Below are 24097 nucleotides of genomic sequence, written 5' to 3'. Positions count from 1 at the left end.
CTTGACCACCGTGGAGGTGGCCAAGTGCTCACAGCAGGGTCGATGGGGACACGATCAGGGGAGGAGGGCCGCGGCGCCCGTCTCGTCGCGCAGGCGGCGGGCGAGTCGGTGACCGAGCTCGGCGGGCGTCTCGCCGCTGCCGAGGTCGGCGACGTCACGTAGCACCACGTGGCCGTCGAGCGACGCGATCAGGGCGTCGAGCCGTAGCGAACCATTGGCCCCTCCGACGGCGTGCGCGCCGGCAGGGAGGTTGCAGTCGCCGCCGAGCTCGGCCAGGAACCCTCGCTCGGCGTCGACGCGCCGTCGCGAGCCCGCGTGTTCGATCGCTGCGAGGAGCGTGCGGGTCGCGTCGTCGTCCTCGCGACACTCGACAGCCAGCGCGCCTTGCGCCACTTGCGGCAACAGCAGGCGCGGGTCGAGCACCTCGGTGAGGTGTTCGTCGAGGCCCAGGCGCTCGAACGCCACGGCGGCCACGACGATGGCGTCGAAGTCGGCTGCCTTGGCCAACCGGGTGGCCATGTTGCCCCGCAGCTCGCCGAACGTGAGGTCGGGCCGAAGGTGCGCCAGCTGGGCCCGACGGCGGACCGATCCCGTGCCGATACGTGCGCCAGACGGGAGCGCGTCGAGTGTGCTGCCGACCAGCGCGTCGCGGGCGTCGCCGCGTTCGGGGACTGCGGCCAGCACCAACCCGTCGACGGCGATCGACGGGAGGTCCTTGCCGGAGTGGACGGCCAGATCGGCACGGCCGTCCAACACCGCGGCCTGGACTTCCTTGGCAAACACCCCTTTGCCGCCCAGCTCCCAGATCGGGACGTCGAGCCGGCGGTCGCCGGTGGTCTGCACGGGCACGAGCTCCACCGAGAGCCCGGGGTGCGCGGTCGCCAACAGGGAGCCCACGTGGTCGGCCTGCCAGCGGGCCAGCTCGCTCCCCCGGGTCGCGATGCGAACGGCGCCCGCGGCGGCGGAAGTGATCAACGGGCGTTCGGGGGTGCGGCGATCGGCGGGACGGACCCGGGCGGTATCTCCTCACCCAGCTCCGACAGAGGCGTGGACCCGAGCGGGGCGGGCCCGTCGCCTTCCTCCCGCAACCCGAACACGTCGCGCAATGCGTCGGCAAGCCGTTCGCCACGGGCCGACCCGGCCGTGTCCTTCAACGCCACGGTGGGTTGATGGAGGAGCTTCGCGACGATGCCACGGGTGAGCGCCTCGACCGATTCGCGCTGGCGGGGATCCAACCCTTCGAGCCGCGCGGCATACCGCTCGAGCTCCGACCGACGGATCCATTCGGCGCCTTCGTGGAGCTTGGCGATCAGCGGCGACACCGTACGGGCCGAGGTCGAGCTGCGGTAGCGCTCCAGTTCCTCCTCGATGATCGACTGAACGTCGACCACCTCGCGGCGGCGGGCGCGCATCCCGGCTTCGGCGAACCGCCGCAGGTCATCCATGTCGAGCAACGTGACGCCAGCGAGGTCGCCGATGGCGCGGTCGACGTCGCGCGGCACGGCGATGTCGACGATCAACAGCGGCCGGTCGTCGCGCTCCTGCACGAGCGGGGCGAACTCGGCGTGGTCGACGATCAACTCGGTGGCGCCGGTCGAGGTGAGCAGCACGTCGACGTTTCGCACGGCATCGGGGATGGCGTCGAGCCCGACGGCCCGCCCACCGACCCGTTCGGCGAGGGCGTCGGCCCGCGCCCGGGTGCGGTTGGCCACCAGCACCTCTCGGACGCCGGAGCGGGCGAGCGTGACGGCCATGCCTTCGCCCATCTCGCCGGCGCCCACCACCAGCACCGACCGACCTTCGAGGGTGCCGAGCCGCTCGGCCGCCATGGCCACCGCGGCTTGCGACGCCGATGCGATGTGGCGTCCGATGCTGGTCTCGGTGCGGGCCCGCTTGCCGGTCTCGACCGCATGCCGGAACAACATGTTGAGGACGGGCCCTGCCGCGGACTCGTCCTGCGCGAGCTCCCAGGCGTCTTTGGTCTGACCGAGGATCTCGTGCTCGCCCACCACCACCGAATCGAGCCCGCACACCACCGAGAACAGATGCCGCACCGCGCCTTCGTCGTAGTGGACATACAGGTGGTCGCTGAACTCCTCCGGGGCGACATCGGCCATCTGCGCGAGGAAGTCGCGGATGTCGGAGTACGCACCGTGGAACTTCTCGGCGACGGCATAGACCTCTGTGCGGTTGCACGTGGAGAGCACAACGGTCTCGGCGACGTGATCGGTGCCGCGCACCATCGCCAGTGCCTTGGGCAACTGGGGCTCACCGATCGCCATGCGCTCGAACTGATCGAGCGGCATGGTGCGGTGGTTCAAGCCGATGACGACGACAGACACGCGTCGAGCAACTCCTTGGCGTCAGCGGTCCGACCCTGGCGGACCAGATCAAGGATTCCCGAATCGAGCGCTCGTTGCCAACCTCGGGGGTCCGACGACGCGCCGCGCGCCTGGCGTTCACGCCGGACTCGGCCCAACAAGGTCGTCAACGTCTCGTACTCCGGCCCATACGTCTGCTCGGCCTGGCGCCGCAGCCACTTGCTCAACGCCGGGCTCGTGCCGCCGGTCGAGAACGTGACCAGCAGGTCGCCTCGCCGCAGCCGCGACGGCAAGATCGCCGTGCAGCTCGCCGTGTCGTCGGCGGCGTTGACGAACACGTGGCGAACATCGGCAGCCGCCCGCACCGCCGCGTTCACGGCCGGGTCGCCGGTCGCGGCAACGACGTACCAGACCCCGTCGAGGTCGGCGTCTGCATAGGGGCGCGAGGCAAGCTCGACTTCCCCCGCGGCAGCCCGTTCGGCGATGGCGGGAACGGCCCGAGGAGCGACCACGACGACCTCGGCACCCGCGTCGAGCAGGCCGTCGACCTTGTCGACCGCGACGCTTCCGGCGCCGACGACCAGGCACCGGCGACCACGAAGGTCGAGGTTCACCGGATACCAGGACGTGCCCATGTCAGGCGTTCGGCGCCAGCTCGCCCCTGCCCACGCCGGGTGACGCCCCGTCGAGCAGGGGCGGTCCGCCCTGGCGGCGCTGCTGGTAGAAGCTGAGGACCTGCAGCTCGAGGGCCAAGTCGACTTTTCGCAAGCTGACATCGGCGGGCACCGACAGCACGACGGGGGCGAAGTTCAAGATGGCCTGCACGCCGGCGTCGACCAGCATGTTCGTGACGTCCTGTGCCGCATTCGGGGGTGTGGCCACGATGCCGATCGCGACGTCCAGCCGCTCCACCAGGTCGGGGAGCTCGGCAACGCCGCTCACTTCGATCCCGTGCACACGGCTGCCTGCCTTCGCCGGGTCGGCGTCCACCAACGCCACCACAGGGAAGCCGCGCTGGGCGAAACCGCGAAAGTCGGCGAGCGCGCGGCCGAGGTTTCCGACGCCCACGATGACAACCGGCCAGTCCTTGGTGAGGCCGAGCTCGCGGCTGATGTGGAAGATCAGCGGCTCGACGTCGTAGCCGACACCGCGGGTGCCATAGCTACCGAGGTACGAAAGGTCCTTGCGGACTTTGGCGGCATTCACGCCCGCCAAGTCAGCGAGCTGCTCCGACGACACGGTGGCGGATCCGGCGTCTTGCAGGTCGGCGAGGCTGCGCAGGTACACCGGCAAGCGGGAGACGGTGGCCTCTGGAATCCGGCGCGGGGGGCGGTTCGCCATGGTGCTCTGAACATACCCCGCTCGTTCGTTTGTTCACAAAGGACGGTTCTCAGTCCAACGCCGACCGCAGGACCTTTCCGCTCAGTCCCTTCGGCAGCTCGGTCACGAACATGACCTTCTCCGGGCACTTGTAGCGCGCCAAGTGCTGGCCGCACCACGCGATCAGGTCGTCTTCCTCGAGGGCGACACCCGGCGCGCCCACCACGTAGGCCTTGACGGACTCGCCGGAATAGGGATGCGGCACGCCGACCACTGCGCACGCGTCGACGCCAGGATGGGCGATGAGGACGTCCTCGACCTCGCCGGGGTACACGTTGAACCCCGACACGATGATGAGGTCCTTCATCCGGTCGACGAGCGTGAGGTGCCCGTCGTCGGACACGACCGCGAGGTCGCCGGTGCGCAGCCACCCGTCGTCGGTGAGCACTGCGGCGGTGGCCTCGGGGTCGTCCCAGTAACCCTGGAAGACGTTGGGTCCGCGGACCCACAGCTCGCCGGGATCGTCGATCAGGGCGTCGTCGCCGCCGGCGTCGACCAGGCGGACCTCGACACCGGGCAACGGCACGCCGATCGACCCGTAGCGGGGTTGGTCACCCACCGACGTCGTGACCACCGGCGCGGCCTCGGTCAGGCCATAGCCCTCGTGGACCACGACGCCGAACCGGGCTTCGACGGCCTCTGCCACGGCGGCCGGAAGCTTGTCGGACCCGCTGAGCGCGAGCCGCACCGATGCCAGCGCGTCGGGCGACGCGTCGGGCAGGTTGGCCCAGGCCGCCCACATCGCGGGTGCGCCGGGGATGATCGTGACCCCGTGCCGCCCGACGGTCTCGAGCGCCGAGCTGGGATCGAAGCGCTCCACCAGCACGACCGATCCGCCGTTGGCGAGCGCCGCGCCGATGCCGACCGTGAGGCCGAAGATGTGGAACAGCGGCAACACGACGAGCACGACTTCGTCGGCTCGGATCGCCCTGCTCGGCTCGGCGTTCAACTGGGCGATGTTCGACAGCAGGTTGCGGTGGCTCAACATGGCGGCCTTGGGCCGACCGGCCGTGCCACTGGTGAACACCAGCGCGGCGAGGTCGCCGGGCTCGCGATCGACGATCGGTGCCGGCCCGGCCGCGAGCAGCTGCTCCAAGTCGACCGCGTCGGCGAGCCCGTGGCCGGCAGCCGCCACCACCGCCTCCAACTCCGGCAGAGCGGCGCGGTCGAGGCCGCTGACCCCGTGACGACCAGAGGGGCCGGCGATCACGGCCTTGGCACCGACCACGGTCAGCTCGTGCTGCAGTTCGGGCGCGGGGCTGGTGGGGTTGAGGGGCACCGCGATCGCGCCGATGCCGACCACCGCCAGGTACGACACCACGAAGTACCAGTTGTTGGCACAGCAGATGGCGACCCGGTCGCCGGGCTGGATCCCGAGCCCGACCAGCCCGCCACGCAGTCGCTCGGTCTGGTCACGCAGCTGGCCGTAGGAGGTGACATCGGCGCGGCTCACCAGCGCCGGCGATTCGGCGGGGTGCGACTCGATGATCGATGCGAGGTTCACGTCGACTCCCTGGCTGCCTCGGCGAGGGTCGCAGGCGGCTCGATGGTAGAGCGCCGAGGCCGCGCCGCTCCCCGAGGCCAGGTCCTCAACGGGCGAGGAACACGAACTGGATGAACGCTGCGCCGAAGATCAACAGCAGCAGGCCGACCAACACGATGGTGGTTCCGGGTCGCACCGCCCCATTGGAGAGCGCGCCAAGAGTGACGCGCAAACCAGGCTCATGGCATCGGCGGCGTCGCTCGCCCACCGCGGTCGCACGCGCCGGCCTCCCCTACCATCGACCCATGCCGAACCTGCGGGAGTCGCCCGACCCAGCGGACCCGCCCGCGCCCGACGCCCCGGCCACACCCGAGGAGCTCGACGCACTCGACCGGCAGATCGACGAATGGCTGCAAGACCTGCGCGAGGACAACCCGGTCATCGACGTGGTGGAGCGCGGCGATCCGGGTGAGCACCGGTGGTACGCCCGCCTCATCGGCGACGAGCGGGGACCGTTCACCATCTGGTTGACGCTCCGCCAACGATCGCTGCACCACGAGACGTACGTCATGCCGGCGCCCATCGAGCGGCACGGCGAGCTGTACGAGCACTTGCTCCGGCGCAACGCGCGGCTGCAGGCGATGGCCTTCGCGATCGGGCCGGAGGACGCGATCTACCTCGTCGGCCAAGTGCCGTTCGACGAGGTCGACGAGGCGCGCCTCGATCAGCTGATCGGGTCGGTGTGGGCTTACGTCGAGCAGTTCTTCGGCCCTGCCATGCGGATCGGCTACGGCTCGGTGTTCCGCGGTCGACGGTCGTAGCCGACCGGGCTTCAGCCGGCCCACCGCAGCCGGGTTGTACTTTTCAATGATTTCCATTGCTTTTCTATCACTCTCTGTTGTACCTTGAGCACGCCGGGTCGCTGCCCATCGGGGAAGGGGCAGCGGCCCGGCAATCCCGCTCCTGGGCACCGGAGCGTGCCCCCGGTGCACGGTCAGGCGCCTGGAACGGAAGGCCGGCGCACCGGCGATCAGTAGGGTGGCGCCCATGACGCGGCTGCTGATCGTGGGTGGCGGGAGGATGGGCGAAGCCCTCCTCGGTGGACTGATCCAGGCCGGCTGGGCTCCAGCCGAGCAACTCGCCGTCTCCGAGACCGACCCGCACCGCCGCGAGGCGCTCGCCGACCGGTTCCCCGGCCTCGCCACCAGTGCAGAACCCGTCGCTGCCGACGGCGTGGTGATCGCCGTGAAGCCGCAGCACGTCGCAGGCGTCGCCGACCAGCTCAGCGGCCTCGGCGCCACGACACCCAAGCGGGTGTTGTCGATCGCCGCCGGCATCACGCTCACCGTGCTCGAATCGCACCTGCCCGCGGGTACCGCCGTCGTTCGCGCCGTGCCGAACACGCCCTCGCTCGTCGGGGCTGGCGCAGCCGGCATCAGCGCGGGGACCACGGCCAGCGTCGACGACCTCGCGTGGGCGACCGGGATCCTCGAAGCCGTCGGCACCGTGATCGAAGTGCCCGAGCCGCAGCTCGACGCAGTGACCGGGCTGTCCGGCTCGGGTCCCGCTTACGTGTTCCTGGTGGCCGAGGCGCTGATCGAAGCGGGCGTGCTCGTGGGCCTCAGCCGGACCACCGCGATCGACCTGACGATCCAGCTGCTGCTCGGCTCGGCACGCCTGCTCAGCGAAGTGGGCGATGCCCCCGCAGAGCTGCGCGCCGCGGTCACTTCACCGGGCGGCACCACCGCAGCGGGTCTGCGCGAGCTCGAGCGCGCCGGCGTGCGAGCCGCCTTCCTCGACGCCGTGGCCGCCGCAACTGCTCGATCGCGCGAGCTCGGCTGACCGGCACCGGGAGCGACGCAGCGCCGAGCGCGGTCGGTCAGCCGCCACACTCCACGAGGCTGCGCGAGGCCACGTCGGCGTACACCCGACGCAGGCGCGCCGCGGTGAGGGACCACGTGTAGTTCGCGGCGCGGGCCGAGGCGGCCTCCCCCATACGAGCGGCCAGGTCGGGCGACGCCAGCAATGCGTCGACCGCCGCCGCGAAGCGCGCCGGATCGCGGTCGTCGATCAGCAACCCCGTGCGCCCGTCCTCGATGATCGTGGTGAGCCCACCCACGGCCGCAGCCACCACCGGCACGCCACAGGCGGCCGCCTCGAGTGCGACGAGCCCGAACGACTCCGAGCGGCTCGGCACCAGCACGACATCGGCCGCGCGGTAGAAGGTGGACAACAAGTGGTGAGGCTGCGGCGCGACGAACCGGACACGGTCCGCGACCCCGAGCCCGTCGGCCAGCGCGTGGCAGCGGGCGTACTCGGCCTCGCCGCGCTCGCCGCTCGGGCCGCCCACCGCCACCAGCACTGCGTCGGGGCGGGCCAGCTGCGCCAAGGCCGCGATCGCGACGTCGAGCCCCTTCAGCGGCTGCACGCGGCCCACGAACAACAGGACCGGGTGGTTGCCGAGGCCGAGCGCGGCGCGGGCCCCTGCCGCCTCGCCGGGTGAGAAGAAGGCGTGCACCACGCCTGGCGGGACGATCTCGATGCGCCCCGGCGGCGCGCCGTACAAGGTCACGAGCTCGTCGGCCTCCGCGTCGGACGACGCGGTGATCGCGTCGGAACAGGCGATCACCATCGACTCCGCCTCCACCCGACGTTCCGGCTCCGGGTCGCCGGTGTCGGCCTTCACCCGGGCCAGCGTGTGGAAGGTGGCGACCAGCGGCAGGTCGAGGGCGTGCTTGATCTGATGGCCGGCCACGCCCGAGAGCCAGTAGTTGGCATGGACGGCTTCAACCGGGTTCGTGCGGATGCGGGCCAGCGCTCGCTCGGTGAACTCGTCGACGACCTCGGCCAGCAGCTCCTTCGGCAGTGACGGGTCGCCCGCCGGCACGTGGATCACCCGAAAGCCCGGCTCGACGAACACTTCGTCGGGCAGGTCGTCACGCCACCGCCGGACGTAGACGTCGGAGTCGACACCCGCCTGGGCCAGCGACGACACCAGCTCGCGGACGTACACGTTCATGCCGCCCGAATCCCCGACGCCCGGCTGCACCAACGGCGACGTGTGCAGCGACAGGACCGCCAACCTGCGCACGGTGCTCAGCCCGCCTTGCCGCCAGTGGCGTCGGCTTTGGCGCCCGGGGCTTCGACTCGCTCGCGCCGGAACGACTCGTAGATCTGCAGCAGGGTGCGCTTCTGCTCCTCGGTGAGGAGCGGGTCACGCCGGATCTCGGCCGGCACGTCGGACTCGCCCTGGCGCTCGTCGAGGATGCCAGCCCGCACGTACAGGCTCTCGGAGCTGATCTCGAGCGCGCTGGCGATCTGGCGCAGGATCTCCGCCGACGGCTTGCGGAGACCGCGCTCGATCTGGCTGAGGTACGGGTTGGAGATGCCGGCCATCTCCGACAGCTTCCGCAATGACAAGTGGCCGGTGCGACGCTGCTCGCGGATGAACTCGCCGAGGTTCTGCCACCTCTGCTCGATCTCGTCCTTCATGGGCACGCCGCTCATCGGCGACCACCGATCGTGGCCATCACCCCCACGAGGGTAGGGCAGCCGTCTCGCGAAACGACAACCGGCGCGAGCACTTCGCGCACCGCCGCGAACTCCGGCGACCCGCGATCGACAGGGGCGGACGCCCTCAGCGTCGGTTGGCCAAGTACTTCTTGTAGTTCTCGGCCGCCTGCTGGAGCTCGGGGTTGGCATCGAGCACCGGCTGCATCCTCTTCCACGCCGCTTCGGCCTTCGCGGGCCGGTACTCGGTGGGCCAGTAGCCCTCGTGCGGCCGGTAGTCCTTGAGGATCCGGCGGGCCACGGTGGCCTTGTGCACCTCGTCGACGCCGTCGGCGATGCCCATGGTGGGCGCAGCGGCGTACATCGCCTGCAACGGGGTGAGATCGGTGGTGCCCAGCGATCCGAGGATGTGCAGCGCGTTGAACGACACGTCGCGCAGCACGTTGGCCATCGTGAACTTCACCGCCGCGATGTCGGTGCGGGCTTCTTGGGTGGAGGTCTGGTCGATCTTCCAGGCCGTCTCCAAGACGAACAGGCGCAGCATGCGGATCTGGGCGTAGGAGTCAGCGATCTTCTCTTGCACCATCTGGTGCTCGCCGATGATCTTGCCGTGCGACTCGCGCGACAGCGCCCGCTCGCACATCATGTCGAAGGCCAGCTTGCACTGGGCGATGGTGCGCATGGCGTGGTGGATGCGGCCACCGCCGAGGCGACGTTGCGCCAGCACCTTGGCGCCGTCCTCGGGGCCGAGCAGGTGGTCGGCCGGCACGCGCACGTCGCGGTAGATGATGTGGTTGTGGTTGCGGGGCTCGGGCTGGATCTCCACGCCGGGCGTCTGGCGAGGCACCACGAACATGCCGTTGGTGCACATCACGAACAAGATGTCGGCCACCCGGCCGGCGCTGGTGAACCACTTCTCGCCGTTGATCACCCACTCGTCGCCGTCGCGCACGGCGTGGGTCTTGAACAGGTTCGGGTCAGATCCGCCCTGCGGCTCGGTCATCGAGTACGCCGAGAACATCTCCTGGTTCAGGAGCGGCTCGAGCCAGCGCTTCTTCTGCTCGTCCGTGCCGTAGGCCGCGAGCATCTCCATGTTCCCCGTGTCCGGCGCGGCCGCGCCGAACATCTGAGGGGCCGACGGGTAGCGGCCGATGACCTCGTTGAGGAGGCCGAGCTTGAGCTGGCCGAACCCGGGGCCCCCGAGCTCCTCGTCGAGGAAGATGGCCCACAACCCCTGGTCCTTCACTTCCTGCTGGAGGCTGCGCACGTATGCCTTGACGGCAGGGTCGGGCGACCGGATGGCGTACGGGAACACGTACTCGAGCGGCTCGACCTTCTCCTGGCAGAACTGCTCGACCCAGTCGAGCTTCGCCTGGAATTCCGGATCCGTGGAGAAATCCCACGCCATTGGTACGTCCCCCTGCACGTCGGCTGCGTCGCGGCCCGATCATGGGGCGAGATTGACCTGGCGGTCAAGGCGCGCCCCCGCCGGGCGAACCCCGCCACCTGCGCGCCCCGAGCCGCAGGACGTTCAGTGGTGGTGCTGCAAGAAGATGCCGATCGCGAACGTGTACACGGGCGCCAGCACGAGCAGCGAGTCGAGCCGGCGCAGCGCCGGGGCGCTCGAGTGACTCGAAGGGAGGATGGCCGAAGCGGCGACTTGGCCGAGCGGGCACGTGAGCGCGGCCAGCGCCGCGAACTCCCACGTCGGCGCGCCCCGGAACGGTGGGACGTGGAGCACCACGACGACCATGGTCGCCGCCGCGATGGCGAGCCACCCCGCCAGCGGCCCTTCGTACGCGTTCGGCGAGCCGGTGCCGACGAGGAAGTCGCCCGCGTCGTACGCCAGCGTGAACGCCAGCAGCACCGCGCACGCGCCGAGGTCGTCGTAGCGGAGGTTGGTCGCGACGCATGCGCCGACCAGCCCGACGGGGACCGCCGCCAGCAGCGTGTGGCCCGCGTCGGTGTACACCGACGAGTGGCGCCGGGCATTCATCTGGGCCACAGCGAGCGCCGCCAGCACCGCCACGAGCACCGCGGCCCCGACCCAGCGGAGGTCGACCGCGCCGGCAACCACCATCAGCGCCGCGGCGCCGGCGGCCACCCACGGGTCGGCCTCGACGTTGCGCGGCTCCCACGCCCTCGCGACCTGGTGCGCGGCGAGGGCCCCCACCACGGCGAAGACCACGGTCACGGCCGGCAGGCCGATCGCGAGCGCCACGCCCACGACCACGAGCCACAGCAGACCCATCCGCACCCGAGGGCCGTCGATGTCGTGCACGGCGCCGTAGCGCGCCTGCCAATGCCCAGGGAGCCTCGGCTCACGGACCACGCGCGCCCGGTTCCACCAGCGCGCCGCTTCCTCTTGCTCGACTTGGCGCCACAACGGGGTGCGCCCCGCCGGGGCGGCGGCCGCGACTTCCGCGACTTGGGAACGGGTGGCCGGCCGGGAGCGCAATGCCGGCTTCTGCGCGTCGAACGTGCGGTAACGAGTTGCTTGACCGTCGGGGCCCACGGGACCGCGACGCGAAGCGGTGCGCGGCCGGGCGGCCGGCGCAGGTTGGGCTGCCGGTCGCGGCGCAGCGGCGGAGCCTTCGGGTGGCTGGCGGACCGGTGCCCGCGGAGCGCGCGGTGGCTGGCGCGTCACGCGGGTGCGGCGAGGTGGGCGTTGGCCGCGCTGCGGCTCGTCAGCCATCAGCCGAGCCCGCCCGACACGGGCGGCAGCACCGCGACCTCGTCGCCGTCGGTGACCGGCGCGTCGCCCGGCACTTCTTCGCCGTTGCGCCAGACCTTCGACGTGACCAGGACCGCAGCGAAGGGTCGCCCGTAACGAGCCTCGGCCGCGTCGAGCACTTCACGGACGGTGGCTCCAGGAATGACGTCGCGGCCGGTGCCGGCCGCTTCACGGGCAGCGGCGAACAACCGCAACACAGCCATGACCTGCTCAAGGGTACAAACCATGCCCCTCCCACGCCCATCGGGCGCCTCCCCGACCTCGGCTGGTCAGCACATCGGGCGCCCCCCACCTCGGGTGGTGAGCAGCAGGTCGCGTAGAGCGCGGGGCCCGGGGACCCAGCGCGGCGTGGTCGCATCGAGCGCGGGCCCGAGCGGCATTCCGACGTGTCGCACCCGACGGGTACCGTGCACACCCATGTCCGGCGAGCCGACCACGCGCGTGCTGTTGATCCGCCACGGCCAGTCCGAGTGGAACGCCGACGGGCGTTGGCAGGGCCAGGCCGACATCGAGCTCAGCGACCTGGGTCGCGCACAGGCCGCCGCAGCCGCGGCGAGCCTCGGCGCCGTCGACCTGCTCGTCGCGTCGGATCTCGTGCGCGCCGCCACGACCGCAGAGATCCTGGCCGACGCGCTCGGGATCGGCCCGGTGTACCTCGACCCCGACTTGCGCGAGCGCCACGCCGGCGAGTGGCAGGGCCTCACCCGCGCCGAGATCGAAGCGCGCTGGCCGGGCTACCTCGTGCCGGAGGCGACGGCCACGAACGGGCCCTTGCGCGGCGAGCAGCGGCGTCCGCCGGGCTGGGAGAGCGACGAGGAGCTCGTCGCCCGCGCCGAACGGGCGTTGCATCGGGTGGCCGCGGCAGTGCCCGGCGGCGACGCCCTCGGGGTGACCCACGGCGGGTTGATCATGGCGCTCGAGCGGCGGCTCGGATCGCCGAGCCCCCGGTTGTCGAACCTCGATGCCCGTTGGGTGCTGGTGCGCGGAACCACCCTGGAGCTCGGCGAGCGCGTGCGCCTGCTCGAGTCAGGCTCGGTGACGGTCACGACCCCCGAGGGGATCTAGCGCGGCGACCAGCGACGTTCGCGGCGTGCCCACCAGCCCAGATCCGGTGTGACCATCACCAACGTGTGTGAACCGCGCCTTCGTGGCTCCCGCCGTCAGTGGGCGGCGCAACGCGCGGCGGTGGGGTCCACCGCCAACCGGGCGTCGTCGATCGCTGCGCCACAGTCCTCACAACGTCCGTAGCTGCCGTCGTCGAGGCGGGCCAGCGCTCGATCAACCGCCCGCAACGCTGTCTCGAGCTGGTCGATGTCCGGCCCTTCGGCCAGGCGGGCCCCGTCGCGCGCGGGCGTCGCTTCGAGCGCAGCACCCTGACCCAGACCGTCGACGGAGGTGACATCGGCCTCCGCGCGGGCCGCGGCGGCAGGCGACCCGGCGGGTTCCGACAGCGGCGACGGCGTCCACGACATGGGTCGCACCCTAATGGTGCGTCTGGCAAGTGGCGGGGCGGTCCCGGCGGCCCTCGGCACCGCTGGGCGACGTCCTCCTCCTCACCGCAGCCACGGCTGCGCCTTCGTCGTGCGTCCTGGCCAGCGGCACGGATGAATCGCCATGACCACCTCCTCACCCACCCGACACACCACCAGGGCGAGCGGGACGTGACCGATGTCCTGTGGACCCGGCGCCGGCTCCTGACGAATGATTCCATCGATAACGTAACCGTGTTACGTCAGGGGAGTCGGACCCATGCTCGCTCGCATCGGAAGCTTCGTCGTCCGCCGCCGGAGGCCGGTCCTCGTGGCCGCGCTGCTCGCGTTCCTCGTGGCCGGCGCCGTCGGCGGTGGCGCGGCGAAGCACTTGTCATCGGGCGGCTTCGACAACCCCGCCGCCGAAGCGACCAAGGCCTCGAACGCGCTCAAGGACCAGTTCCACCAAGGCTCGCCCAACCTGGTGGTGGTCGTGTCCGCGAAGACCGGGACGGTGGATTCCCCGTCCGTGGTCGCCGTCGGCAACCAGCTCAGCCAGCAGCTCGCGGCGACGACCGACGTCCGCGACGTCGCCTCGTACTGGAGCCTCGGGTCCGTGGCGCCGCTGCGGTCGAAGAACAACCGCAGTGCGCTGATCATCGCCCGCATCGCCGGCGCGCAGAACGAGGTCGTCGACCGGGCGGGCGAGATCCAGACCGACCTCGAAGGCCATCCCCCGGCAGGGGTCACCGTCCGCGTCGGTGGTTTCGGACCCACCTTCCACGAGGTGAACCACACCGTGGAGAAGGACCTTCAGAAGGCCGAGATGGTCGCCATCCCGATCACGATCGTGTTGCTCTTGCTGGTCTTCGGGTCGGGCATGGCATCGCTCATGCCCCTGGTCACCGGTGCGCTCTCGGTCATCGGCACGTTCTTGATCCTGCGAGTCCTGGCCGGGTTCACCGAAGTGTCGATCTTCTCGCTGAACATGACCACGTCGATGGGCTTCGGGCTCGGCATCGACTATTCGCTGTTCATCGTCACGAGGTTCCGCGAGGAGCTGGCCGCGGGGCACGCCCCCAACGACGCGGTCATCCGCACCGTCTGCACCGCCGGCCGCACGGTTGCGTTCAGCGCGCTGACCGTCGCCGCGTCACTGTCGGCTTTGCTGGTCTTCCCGCTGGCGTTCCTCCGGTCGTTCGCGTACGCGGGCGTCGCCGTGGCCGCGCTGGCCGGCGTGTGCGCCGTGGTCGTGCTCCCCGCCCTGTTGGCGGCGCTCGGTGCGCGCGTGAACGCGTTGCCGCTGTGGAAGCGCTCGCTGAAGCCGGCTGGCGAAGGGTTCTGGCATCGGGTGGCCACGGTGGTGATGCGACGGCCGATCCCGTTCGTGACCGCTGCGCTGGTGCTGTTGGTCGCGCTCGGCGCCCCGTTCCTCGGCCTCAAGCTCGGGTACCCCGACGACCGGGTGCTGCCGCCCAGCAGCCATGTGCGCCAAGTCAACGACATGATGCGCGAGCAGTTCTCCTCCAAGGACTTCGGCGCGACATCGGTGGTCTTGCCGGACCTCACCAAGCTCGGCAACGCCGCCGCGCGAGCCCAAGGCGTCGACCGCTACGCGACCGAGATCTCCAAGGTCTCGGGGGTCGGGCGGGTCGACGCGCCGACCGGCATCTACTTCGACGGCGACAAGCTCCCGGCGCCCGCCGCGGTGACCCAACGGTTCGAGGACCCCACGGGTGCGGGCACCTGGCTGTCGGTGGTGCCGACGCTCGAACCGCTGTCGACACGGGCGGTGACGATGGTGCAGGACATCCGCGACGTGCCGACGCCCGATGGCGTCCGTGCGCTGGTCGGCGGACAGTCCGCCGAGATGGCCGACACCAACGCGTCGGTGTTCGGGCGCCTGCCCCTCGCCCTCGGGATCATCGCCGTGGTCACGTTCGTGTTGCTGTTCTGGGCGTTCGGCTCGGTGCTCGTGCCCCTGAAGGCGCTGGTGATGAACGTCCTCAGCCTCTCGGCGACGTTCGGCGCGATGGTCTGGATCTTCCAAGAAGGCCACTGGTCGGGGTTCTTGAACTTCACACCCACCGGCACGCTGGCCGCCACCATGCCGATCCTGATGTTCTGCGTGGCCTTCGGCCTGTCGATGGACTACGAGGTGTTCCTGCTCAGCCGCATCAAGGAGGAGCACGACCGGGGCCAGCCCAACGAGCAGGCCATCGCCCACGGGTTGGAGCGCACCGGTCGCATCGTCACCGCTGCCGCCCTGTTGATGTCGATCGTGTTCCTCGCCATGGCCACCGGGCAGGTCAGCTTCATCAAGCTGTTCGGCATCGGGCTGACGCTGGCCGTGTTGATGGACGCCTTCGTGATCCGCGGCACGCTGGTGCCCGCCCTGATGCGCCTCGCCGGCAACGCCAACTGGTGGGCACCTGGCCCACTGCGGCGCTTGCACGACCGCTACGGGTTCTCTGAGCACATCGACCTCGACGCGGGAGCGCACTCCGAGACCGGTCGACCGTCCGGTGGCGCACCCGCCGACGGCCTCGCCTCGCCCACCCCGATCGCCACCGCACGTGAGACGACGCACAGCGACGACGACAAGGTGGGATCATCGATGTCGAGATGACCTCTGCAACGCGGGCCTCCACGACCGCTCGCCCGCCGGCAACGCGCACGCGGGCCCGGCGCGGCGAAGGGGAGCTGCTGCGCACCGAGATCCTGGAAGCGGCCGAGGAGCTGCTGATGGAGACCGGGTCAGAAGATGCGGTGTCCATCCGGGGCGTCGCCGAACGGGTTGGCGTCACACCGCCATCGATCTACCGCCACTTCGACGACAAGACCGCCCTGCTGGTCGAGGTCTGCCGGCTCGAGTTCGACCGGCTCGGAGAAGCGATCGACTCGGCTGATCCCGAGACCGACCCCGTCGCCGAGGTGTTCCGCCAAGGCCGGGCCTACGTCCACTTCGCGCTCGAACACCCCGAGCACTACCGGCTGATGCTGCTGAGCAGGCTGCCGTCAGACCGCGACGCCTTCGGCGATGTGTTCATGTCGGACCACTCCACGTTCCGCGGTTTCCTCGAAGCCGTCGAGGCGATGCTCGAGAGCGACGCCGTCCGGCCGGAGATCACGGCGATGGGCGCGTTCAACCTCACGCTGGCGTTGTGGAGCTCGGTGCACGGCCTGTCGGCGCTGATGATCGCCAAGCCGCAACTCGACTTCGGCGACGTGGACGAGGCCATCGACCGCCAGTTCGAGCTGGTGTTGCACGGCCTGGTGCGCGACCCGACGGGCAGGCGGCGCAAGTCCTGACGACGCGCGCGCCCGCCCCGCCGGTGGCCCACGCGCCCCGAGTCGCGAGCCCAGAGCCGCGAGGCGCGAGTCCCAGCCCCCAGCCCCAGCCCGAACTCCCCGACCAGCCGCGACCGCGCCGACCTATATTGGCCACATCCACGCGGGAGCCGACTTGGCCGCAAGGCCGGCGAGGCTGAGAGGGCGAGGGTGCCACCGAGGTGCCGGAGCCGACCGCCGAACCTGATCCGGGTCATGCCGGCGAAGGGAGTGCGAATGACTGACACGATCGACCCTGTTCGTGCCGCCAGCCGTCCGAACACCGCCGGCGCGCCCCGGCGGCGCGAGGTGTACGTGACGGGCAGTCGAGCTGACCTGCGGGTGCCGTTCACCGAGGTCGACCTCGACCCGTCGACCACCCCCGACGGGGTCGAGCCGAACGCGCCGGTCCGGCTCTACCGGACCGGGGGACCGGCGGGCGACGTGCACGCCGGTCTCGCGCCGATGCGCCGGGCGTGGGTGCTCGAGCGCGGCGATGTCGAGGAGTACGACGGTCGCGACGCGCAACCCCGCGACGATGGCCGCGCCGCGGTGCGATCCGGTCGGGCTGCCGAAGCGTTCCCTGGCGAACGTCCCAAGCCGCTGCGCGCCCGCGCGGGCGCCACCGTCACCCAGCTCCACTATGCGCGGCGTGGCGAGATCACCCCCGAGATGGAGTTCGTGGCGATCCGCGAAGGGCTCGAGCCGGCGTTCGTGCGCGACGAAGTGGCCCGTGGGCGGGCGATCATCCCGGCCAACGTCAACCACCCCGAGTCCGAGCCGATGATCATCGGCACGAAGTTCCTCACCAAGGTCAACGCCAACATCGGCAACTCGGCCGTCACCTCGTCGATCGAAGAGGAAGTCGACAAGCTGCGCTGGTCGACCCAGTGGGGCGCCGACACCGTGATGGACCTGTCGACGGGTCGCGACATCCACACCACGCGTGAGTGGATCATGCGCAACAGCCCGGTGCCGATCGGCACGGTCCCGATCTACCAGGCGCTCGAGAAAGTCGACGGCGCCGCCGAGGAGCTCACCTGGGAGATCTTCCGCGACACGATCGTGGAGCAGGCCGAACAGGGCGTCGACTACATGACCATCCACGCCGGGGTGCTGTTGCGCTACGTGCCGATGACCGCCAGGCGGGTGACCGGCATCGTGAGCCGCGGCGGGTCGATCCTGGCTGCGTGGTGCCTCGCCCACCACCGCGAGAACTTCCTGTACGAGCACTTCGAGGAGCTGTGCGAGATCTTCGCCGCATACGACGTGTCGTTCTCGCTCGGCGACGGTCTGCGACCCGGGTCGATCGCGGATGCCAACGACGAGGCGCAGTTCGCCGAGCTGCACACGTTGGGCGAGCTCACCGACATCGCGTGGCGCCACGACGTGCAGACCATGATCGAGGGGCCCGGCCACGTGCCGATGCACAAGATCAAGGAGAACGTGGAGCTCCAGATGGAGCTGTGCCACGAGGCACCCTTCTACACGCTCGGGCCGCTGACCACCGACGTGGCGCCGGGCTACGACCACATCACTTCCGCGATCGGCGCGGCGATGATCGGCTGGTTCGGCACGGCGATGCTCTGTTACGTGACCCCCAAGGAGCACTTGGGGTTGCCAAACCGCCAAGACGTGAAGGACGGCGTGATCGCCTACAAGATCGCGGCGCACGCGGCCGACGTCGCCAAAGGTCACCCCGGCGCGCAGGTGTGGGACGACGCGCTGAGCAAAGCCCGCTTCGAGTTCCGCTGGAACGACCAGTTCGACTTGGCGATGGACCCCGACACGGCCCGCGAGTACCACGACGAGACGCTGCCGGCCGAGGGAGCCAAGACCGCCCACTTCTGCTCGATGTGCGGGCCGAAGTTCTGCTCGATGCGCATCAGCCAGGACGTGCGGGACTACGCGCGAGAGCACGGGATGTCCGACGATGAGGCGCTGGCCGCCGGCATGGAGGAGAAGTCGGCGGAGTTCGTGGCGGCCGGCGGCGAGGTCTACGTCGCCCCGCCGACGCACAAGCCGTGACCGCGGCGGTCCGCGCCAGCCGCCTGGGTGGCCTGCACGTCATCGTCGGCTCGGTCGACGTGGCCCGCGCCGCGGCGCGCGGTGGCGCGACGGTCGTGCAAGTGCGAGCAAAGGCCGGAACCGATCGCAGCCGGCTGGCGCTTGCTACGGCGGTCGTCGAGGTGTGCCGCGACACCAGCACGCGTTGCGTGGTCAACGACCGCGTCGACCTCGCCCTTGCCGCCGGTGCCGGCGGGGTGCATCTCGGCGCCGACGACCTGCCCGTTGCCGATGCACGGCGCCTCGCTGCAGGAGTGCGAATCGACGCGCCGGCGACCACCGGCCGGTCGGACTTCGTGGTCGGGGGGACGGCGCGCGACGCCGACACCGCCCGGCGCCTCGTGGCCGATGGCGCCGACTACCTCGGGGTCGGCCCAGTGTGGCTGACCACCTCCAAAGTCGATCTGCCCACCCCGATCGGCGTGGCCGGCCTCCAGGGAGTCGTCGACGCCGTCGACGTGCCGGTGGTGGCGATCTCGGGTGTGTCGGTCGAGCGGGTGGCCGCCGCGCTCGCGACCGGCGCGGCCGGGGTGGCGGTCATCTCGGCCGTGACCAGCGTCCCCGATCCCGAAGCCGCGACCCGCGCGCTCGTCGCCGCGCTCGGCGAAGGGTCGTCGACGTGACCGGCCACGCGACCCACCGGGACGTCGTGGTGGTCGGCGGCGGCATCATCGGGCTCGCCTGCGCGTGGCGCCTGGCTCAGCGCGGTGCCACGGTGGCCGTGGTCGACCCGAGTCCGGCCAGCGGCGCGTCGCACGTGGCCGCAGGGATGCTCGCTCCCGTCACCGAGGCGCACTATGGCGAGGAGCCGCTGCTGGCGCTCAACCTCGACTCGGCCCGGCGCTGGCCGGGGTTCGCCGCTGAGCTCGCCGACGCCAGCGGTCGACCCGTGGACTACGAAGCCGACGGCACGCTGGCCGTGGCCTACGACAACGACGATCGCGCTGCGCTCGGCGCGCTTGCCGACTACCTCGGCCGGCTCGGCCTGGCCGCCGAGCGGCTGCGTTCGAGCGACGCCCGGCGCCTCGAGCCGATGCTGGCGTCGACGGTGCGCAGCGGTCTGTGGGTCGCCGGGGACCATCGGGTCGACCCCCGCACGGTCACCGCCGCGCTGCGCGTGGCGTGCGAGCGGACCAGGGTGCAGGTGGTCCGCGCAACCGCGCGCCGCGTCGTGCTCGACGGGGCCGGGCGCAACGTGACCGGGGTCGAGATCGACAACGGGCCCTCCGGCAGCGAGCAGCTGACCGCTGAGGCGGTGGTGGTCGCGACGGGTGCGGCGTCCGCAGACCTGCCGGGTGTCCCGCCCGACGACCGATCGCCGACCCGCCCGGTGAAAGGCCAGATCCTCACCGTGCGGGGCGAGCCGGGCGAACCGTTGCTGCAACACGCGGTGCGAGGGCTGGTGCGCGGCACCAGCTTGTACCTGGTGCCGCGACCCGACGGACGGATCATCGTGGGCGCGACGGTCGAAGAGCGCGGGTGGGACCACCGCCCGACGGCCGGCGCCGTCTACGAGTTGCTGCGCGATGCGTCGCTGCTCGTGCCCGGCATCAGCGAGGCCGAACTGGTCGAGACCCTCGTCGGCTTCCGGCCCGGCAGCCCTGACAACGCGCCGATCATCGGCACCGGGTCGGTGCACGGGTTGGTGCACGCCACCGGCCACTTCCGCAACGGCGTGCTGCTCACGCCGGTGACCGCCGACGCCGTGGCCGAGATCGTGGTGGCCGGGCGCACACCGGCCGTGGTCGAAGCGTTCACGATCGATCGCTTCGGGCGGGGCGGGCCGCGCACCCGCGGGACGTCCCGCGCCGCGGTGGGGGCGTCGGCCGCGTCAGGAGCGCGGTGACGGGCGCGTCGATCACCGTGCACGTGAACGACGACGTGCTCGACGCGCCCGCCCACATCACGCTCCGCGGGATCCTGCGCGAGCTCGACATCGACCCGCGTGGCACGGCCGTGGCCATCAACGGCGAGCTGACGCCGAAGAGCCAATGGGACGAACACCATCTCGCCGACGGCGACCGCATCGAAGTCCTGACCGTGGCCCAAGGAGGCTGACATGTCACCCCTTCCGCGCGTGGAATCCGACCGCGACGGTGGGATCTTCCGCGCAGAAGGAGATGTCGGCGCGGATGTGGGCGGGGTTGGCGACCGGCTGGTGATCGCCGGTGAGTCGTTCGGCTCGCGGCTCATCATGGGAACCGGCGGCGCGCCGAGCCTCGACGTGTTGGAACGTGCGTTGGTGGCCTCGGGCACCGAGATCACGACCGTCGCGCTGCGCCGGGTCGACCCCGTGGGCGGGCGGTCGCTGTTCGACGTGCTCGAGCGCACCGGCGTGAAGGCCTTGCCGAACACCGCCGGTTGCTTCACCGCGGCCGACGCGGTGCGCACTGCGCAACTCGCACGCGAGGCGCTGGACACGAACTGGCTGAAGCTCGAGGTGATCGCCGACGAACGGACCCTGCTCCCCGACCCGATCGAGTTGGTCGACGCGGCCGAGCAGCTCGTCGACGACGACTTCGTGGTCTTGGCCTACACGAACGACGACCCGGTGCTCGCGCAACGACTGCAAGGCATCGGGTGCGCGGCGGTGATGCCGCTCGGCGCACCGATCGGGTCGGGGATGGGCATCCGCAACCCGTACAACTTGGCGATCATCTTGGAGCACGCCGAAGTGCCGATCGTTCTCGACGCCGGCATCGGCACTGCGTCGGACGCGGCGCTCGCGATGGAGCTCGGGTGCGACGCCGTGTTGTTGGCGTCGGCCGTCACCCGCGCGGAGGACCCCGAGGCGATGGCCACCGCCATGCGGCTCGGCGTCGAGGCCGGACGGCTGGCCCACCGGGCCGGGCGCATCCCTCGCCGCCTGTACGCGGAAGCCTCCACCTCGTTCACCGGTATGGCCGACCTCGCGCCGCCCGCGCGGCGGTCCTGACGGGGCACCGTGGCGGCGCAGGACACTCGGTCGACGCACCCCGGGCGCGCCGAACCCGCGTCACCGGCGGTCCTCGGACGCCTGCTGGTGCTGACCGACCGGGCCCAGTCGCAGGCGGCCGGACGACCCCTGGTCGACACCGTGGCCGCCGCGGCAGGAGCTGGCGCGCCGCTGGTGCTGTTCCGCGAGAAGGATCTGGGCGACGCCGACCGGCACGCCTTGGCACGAGAAGTTGCCGACGCGCTGGCCGGCACCGGGGCCGACCTGGTGGTGGCGTCGGACGTGGAGCTGGCCGCCGAGCTCAATGCGTGGGGCGTGCACTTCGCCGCACGCGACCCGCTGCCGGCACCGACGACGACCGGGGTCCTCTTGCCGTCCGGCCGGTCGTGCCACAGCCCGGCAGATGTGGCCACGGCTGTGGCGACCGGCGCGTCGTGGGTGACGCTGTCGCCCGTGTTCCCCACGGCCTCGAAGCCGGGCTACGGCCCGCCACTCGGCACAGCTGCGCTCGACGGCCACGCGGTGCCGGTGTTCGCGCTCGGCGGGGTGACCAGCGAGTCCGCCGCAGCGTGCCTGGAGGGGGGCGCGCACGGTCTTGCGGTGATGGGCGCGGTGATGCGCGCGCCACACCCTGCGGCGGCGGTCCGCGAGCTGCTCGACCGCATCGCGACGGCCGCGCCGGCCCACCCGGGCACGCCGTGAGCGCCGAGCCACCCGAGCCCACGCCCCCGGTGGCGCTCACGATCGCCGGGTCCGACTCTGGAGGCGGCGCCGGGATCCAGGCCGACCTCACCACGTTCGCTGCCCTCGGCGTGCACGGCACGAGCGCCATCACGGCCCTCACCGCGCAGAACACCCACGCCGTCACCCACGTGCACGTGCCGCCGGTGGAGGTGCTCGAAGCGCAGCTCGACGCGGTGCTGAGCGACTTGCCGGTCGCGGCCGTCAAGACGGGGATGCTCGCCACCGTCGAGGTGATGCAGGCCGTCGGTGAGCTCGCCGCGGCAGGTCGGCTCCCCAACTTGGTGGTCGACCCGGTGCTGGTGTCGTCGGCAGGTGATCGCCTGTTCGCCGAGGCCGCGGAGACGGCGTACCTCCACTTGCTCTTCGGCCACGCGACGGTGGTGACGCCCAACGCCCGGGAGGCCGCCGTCTTGTTGGGTCACCCGGTCGACGCGATCGCCACCGTCGACGACCAGCGCGCCGCTGCCGTCGAGCTCGCCGCACGCGCCCGCGCCGCCGCCACGGCAGGCAAGGGCCCGACTTGGGTGGTGGTGAAGGGCGGGCATCTGCCCGGTGCGGGTGCCGGCCAGGCCATCGACGTGGCCTGTGAGACCGCCTCGGGGTCGACCCATGAGCTCACCGCACGCTGGGTCGAGACAGCCAACGACCATGGCACCGGCTGCACCTTCGCCGCCGCCACCGCGGCCCACCTCGCCCGGGGCGACGCACCGCTCGACGCGCTGCGCGCCGCCAAGGCGTTCGTCCACGACCGACTCGGCCGCTCCGCCGGCTGGGACCTCGGCGCCGGCCACGGCCCGGTCGCGCACACCTCCGAAGCAGCCCGGTAACCTCCCACAGACGGCGTCCGGTCATCCACGCTGCGCAGCTGGAAGACCGAGCACCAATGCCCCGAACAGGCCATTGCGGCGGTGGCGGAACGACCGCATGCTGGACGCGAGGCGCGAGGCGGCAGGCTGTGTGGCCGCGCGGCGGCTGCGCCGGATGATCCTCGACATCACGTTGCGCATGCCCGACAAGCCGCCGATGCACCTGGTGGAGCAGGCGCGCACGTCGAAGTGGGATCAGCCCGTCGACATCGAAGAGCCCGACCCGTCGGACGTGACCCGCAACGAGCACGCCGACTCGATGGCCGAGTGGATGAAGATCGTCAGCGAGGAACTCGACTCCCAGACCGCCTAGTGGTGCCTCTGGTGGCGCGGCGGCGGCCGCGCCCGGCGGTCAGCGCAACTCGTCGACGTACGTGTCGGTACCGGGCAACGTCGGGATCCACGGCGACGAGAACACGATCTGGCCGAGCCCGCCTGCCGCGACCTTGTCGCCGTTGTGGGCGAACACGTCGTCCCACAGCTCGGCGGGGTCCTGCTCGCAGAAGTACAGCAACGTCACCCGGTTCTCGATGCCGGGCGTGTCCTGCACGTGGGAGTCGGGCCCGCCCGGCATGTGCTCGGGATTGAACAGCACGCACATCGCGACGGGTGTGCCGGCGAGCACCTCGGGCACGTAGTCGCCGCACAGCCAGTCGAGCAGCGCCCCCCGGCCTGCCGCGTCGGGCGCGTCGACCACTTCCATCACCATCCCGGCGTACGGGTAGTCGAGCGCGTGGATGTCGCGGGGGCCCGCCTCGCCGTCGCGGTACACGGTCACCTGGTGGCTCTGGAACGACGTGTACAGGTGCGTGCGCTCGTGGTGGATGCGGTCGTCGTCAGCGAGTCGCTGGTTGACGCTGACGCTCCACTTGAACATGCCGTCGAACTGACCGTCGACCACCCAGTAGACCGTGATGTACGGCCCCGCAGTGATCGGATCTGCGATCGGCGACTGCTCGGGGTAGCGCAGCGCGGAGAGCCGGCGGGGTGCCACCCAGCGGCGGCCCGCCATCATCCACGGGAACGCCATCGCCCCTGCGTAGAAGTGGTCGTCCTCGTACCAGCGGTTGTACGCGCGCTCGTGGCCGACGTGCGGCTCGACCATCGTGATCAGAGCCCGGCCGATCTTGACCTCGTAGGGGCCCTTCCACGGCAAGATCCAGTACGGGTTCTTCGCCCCCTCGGGCGGTCCACCGAACTTCTTGCGACCGGCTGCTGGTTCCTCGGCCACCGTGACTCCCCCGACGACATCGCCTCG

25 protein-coding genes and 1 riboswitch are annotated in these 24097 nt (G+C 71.1%); of the genes, 13 read left to right on the top strand and 12 right to left on the bottom strand.

Translation table 11 applies throughout. The features are described from left to right. Positions 1–54: 54 nt before the first annotated feature. The 5 genes from hemC to VHA73_09670 are packed head-to-tail and all read right to left on the bottom strand — an operon-like array spanning position 55 to position 5205. A complete protein-coding gene (hemC, locus tag VHA73_09690) occupies positions 55–975 on the bottom strand; it encodes a hydroxymethylbilane synthase (GenBank protein HVX18293.1) in 921 nt (306 codons plus the stop codon). Beyond that, positions 972–2342 (bottom strand): glutamyl-tRNA reductase, encoded by a 1371-nt coding sequence (locus VHA73_09685; GenBank protein HVX18292.1) that lies wholly within the window; start codon positions 2340–2342, stop codon positions 972–974. Before VHA73_09685 ends, hemC begins: the two co-directional genes overlap by 4 nt. Further along, the gene (locus tag VHA73_09680) at positions 2318–2956 is read right to left on the bottom strand and encodes a bifunctional precorrin-2 dehydrogenase/sirohydrochlorin ferrochelatase (GenBank protein ID HVX18291.1); all 639 of its coding nucleotides are present in this window, start codon (positions 2954–2956) and stop codon (positions 2318–2320) included. Before VHA73_09680 ends, VHA73_09685 begins: the two co-directional genes overlap by 25 nt. A 1-nt stretch (position 2957) precedes the next feature. Next, entirely contained in the window at positions 2958–3662 is a 705-nt protein-coding gene (locus VHA73_09675; protein HVX18290.1) for a redox-sensing transcriptional repressor Rex, read from the bottom strand. Positions 3663–3711: 49 nt separating this feature from the next. Then, on the bottom strand, positions 3712–5205 hold the full coding sequence (locus tag VHA73_09670; protein HVX18289.1) for an AMP-binding protein: 1494 nt from the start codon (positions 5203–5205) through the stop codon (positions 3712–3714). Positions 5206–5489: 284 nt separating this feature from the next. On the opposite strand from VHA73_09670, the gene VHA73_09665 reads away from it, so the two are divergent. Both VHA73_09665 and proC read left to right on the top strand, forming a co-directional pair. Further along, positions 5490–6005, top strand: a complete 516-nt coding sequence (locus VHA73_09665; GenBank protein ID HVX18288.1) for a YbjN domain-containing protein — start codon at positions 5490–5492, stop codon at positions 6003–6005. Between the two features lie 226 nt (positions 6006–6231). Next, positions 6232–7026, top strand: a complete 795-nt coding sequence (proC, locus tag VHA73_09660) for a pyrroline-5-carboxylate reductase (GenBank protein HVX18287.1) — start codon at positions 6232–6234, stop codon at positions 7024–7026. 37 nt (positions 7027–7063) lie between these two features. Here the strand turns inward: proC and VHA73_09655 are convergent, their stop codons facing one another. The 5 genes from VHA73_09655 to VHA73_09635 form a co-directional block, all read right to left on the bottom strand. Beyond that, positions 7064–8266 (bottom strand): glycosyltransferase, encoded by a 1203-nt coding sequence (locus tag VHA73_09655; protein ID HVX18286.1) that lies wholly within the window; start codon positions 8264–8266, stop codon positions 7064–7066. Positions 8267–8280: 14 nt separating this feature from the next. After that, positions 8281–8691, bottom strand: a complete 411-nt coding sequence (locus VHA73_09650; protein HVX18285.1) for a helix-turn-helix transcriptional regulator — start codon at positions 8689–8691, stop codon at positions 8281–8283. A gap of 130 nt (positions 8692–8821) precedes the next feature. After that, positions 8822–10102 (bottom strand): acyl-CoA dehydrogenase family protein, encoded by a 1281-nt coding sequence (locus tag VHA73_09645; protein HVX18284.1) that lies wholly within the window; start codon positions 10100–10102, stop codon positions 8822–8824. A gap of 123 nt (positions 10103–10225) precedes the next feature. Then, positions 10226–11209 (bottom strand): hypothetical protein, encoded by a 984-nt coding sequence (locus VHA73_09640; protein ID HVX18283.1) that lies wholly within the window; start codon positions 11207–11209, stop codon positions 10226–10228. Between the two features lie 179 nt (positions 11210–11388). Beyond that, the gene (locus tag VHA73_09635; GenBank protein ID HVX18282.1) at positions 11389–11631 is read right to left on the bottom strand and encodes a MoaD/ThiS family protein; all 243 of its coding nucleotides are present in this window, start codon (positions 11629–11631) and stop codon (positions 11389–11391) included. A 214-nt stretch (positions 11632–11845) separates the two neighbouring features. Between VHA73_09635 and VHA73_09630 the strand changes: the two genes are divergently transcribed. Then, complete coding sequence (locus VHA73_09630) at positions 11846–12493, top strand: histidine phosphatase family protein (GenBank protein ID HVX18281.1); 648 nt, start codon at positions 11846–11848, stop codon at positions 12491–12493. Between the two features lie 95 nt (positions 12494–12588). Here the strand turns inward: VHA73_09630 and VHA73_09625 are convergent, their stop codons facing one another. Then, positions 12589–12900: a TraR/DksA C4-type zinc finger protein gene (locus tag VHA73_09625; protein ID HVX18280.1), complete on the bottom strand. Its 312-nt coding sequence runs from the start codon at positions 12898–12900 to the stop codon at positions 12589–12591. A gap of 277 nt (positions 12901–13177) precedes the next feature. Between VHA73_09625 and VHA73_09620 the strand changes: the two genes are divergently transcribed. From VHA73_09620 to VHA73_09575, 10 genes are all read left to right on the top strand, one after another. After that, complete coding sequence (locus VHA73_09620; GenBank protein HVX18279.1) at positions 13178–15526, top strand: MMPL family transporter; 2349 nt, start codon at positions 13178–13180, stop codon at positions 15524–15526. Next, positions 15523–16209 (top strand): TetR/AcrR family transcriptional regulator, encoded by a 687-nt coding sequence (locus VHA73_09615; protein HVX18278.1) that lies wholly within the window; start codon positions 15523–15525, stop codon positions 16207–16209. Before VHA73_09620 ends, VHA73_09615 begins: the two co-directional genes overlap by 4 nt. A gap of 132 nt (positions 16210–16341) precedes the next feature. Further along, positions 16342–16475, top strand: a riboswitch (TPP riboswitch). Next, positions 16465–18255 (top strand): phosphomethylpyrimidine synthase ThiC, encoded by a 1791-nt coding sequence (gene thiC / locus VHA73_09610; GenBank protein ID HVX18277.1) that lies wholly within the window; start codon positions 16465–16467, stop codon positions 18253–18255. (Overlaps the previous riboswitch by 11 nt.) Further along, positions 18252–18917 (top strand): thiamine phosphate synthase, encoded by a 666-nt coding sequence (locus VHA73_09605; protein HVX18276.1) that lies wholly within the window; start codon positions 18252–18254, stop codon positions 18915–18917. Before thiC ends, VHA73_09605 begins: the two co-directional genes overlap by 4 nt. Further along, the gene (thiO, locus tag VHA73_09600; GenBank protein ID HVX18275.1) at positions 18914–20140 is read left to right on the top strand and encodes a glycine oxidase ThiO; all 1227 of its coding nucleotides are present in this window, start codon (positions 18914–18916) and stop codon (positions 20138–20140) included. Before VHA73_09605 ends, thiO begins: the two co-directional genes overlap by 4 nt. Beyond that, positions 20137–20352, top strand: coding sequence for a sulfur carrier protein ThiS (thiS, locus tag VHA73_09595; protein HVX18274.1), 216 nt, complete (start codon positions 20137–20139; stop codon positions 20350–20352). Before thiO ends, thiS begins: the two co-directional genes overlap by 4 nt. 1 nt (position 20353) lies before the next feature. Continuing rightward, positions 20354–21229 carry a thiazole synthase gene (locus tag VHA73_09590; GenBank protein ID HVX18273.1) on the top strand — a complete coding sequence of 292 codons (876 nt, stop codon included), beginning with the start codon at positions 20354–20356 and terminating at the stop codon, positions 21227–21229. 9 nt (positions 21230–21238) lie between these two features. Further along, positions 21239–21931, top strand: coding sequence for a thiamine phosphate synthase (locus VHA73_09585; GenBank protein HVX18272.1), 693 nt, complete (start codon positions 21239–21241; stop codon positions 21929–21931). Beyond that, positions 21928–22800, top strand: coding sequence for a bifunctional hydroxymethylpyrimidine kinase/phosphomethylpyrimidine kinase (thiD, locus tag VHA73_09580; protein HVX18271.1), 873 nt, complete (start codon positions 21928–21930; stop codon positions 22798–22800). The genes VHA73_09585 and thiD overlap by 4 nt, the downstream gene beginning before the upstream one ends. Before the next feature lie 97 nt (positions 22801–22897). After that, a complete protein-coding gene (locus VHA73_09575; protein HVX18270.1) occupies positions 22898–23152 on the top strand; it encodes a hypothetical protein in 255 nt (84 codons plus the stop codon). A gap of 39 nt (positions 23153–23191) precedes the next feature. Here VHA73_09575 and VHA73_09570 read toward each other — a convergent pair whose 3' ends face one another. Further along, complete coding sequence (locus VHA73_09570) at positions 23192–24070, bottom strand: hypothetical protein (GenBank protein HVX18269.1); 879 nt, start codon at positions 24068–24070, stop codon at positions 23192–23194. Between the last annotated feature and the right edge of the window lie 27 nt (positions 24071–24097).

It is taken from the genome of Acidimicrobiales bacterium (genome assembly GCA_035547835.1).
Classification (GTDB): Bacteria; Actinomycetota; Acidimicrobiia; order Acidimicrobiales; family Iamiaceae; genus DASZTW01.
This window is presented reverse-complemented; position numbering and strand designations above follow the sequence as displayed.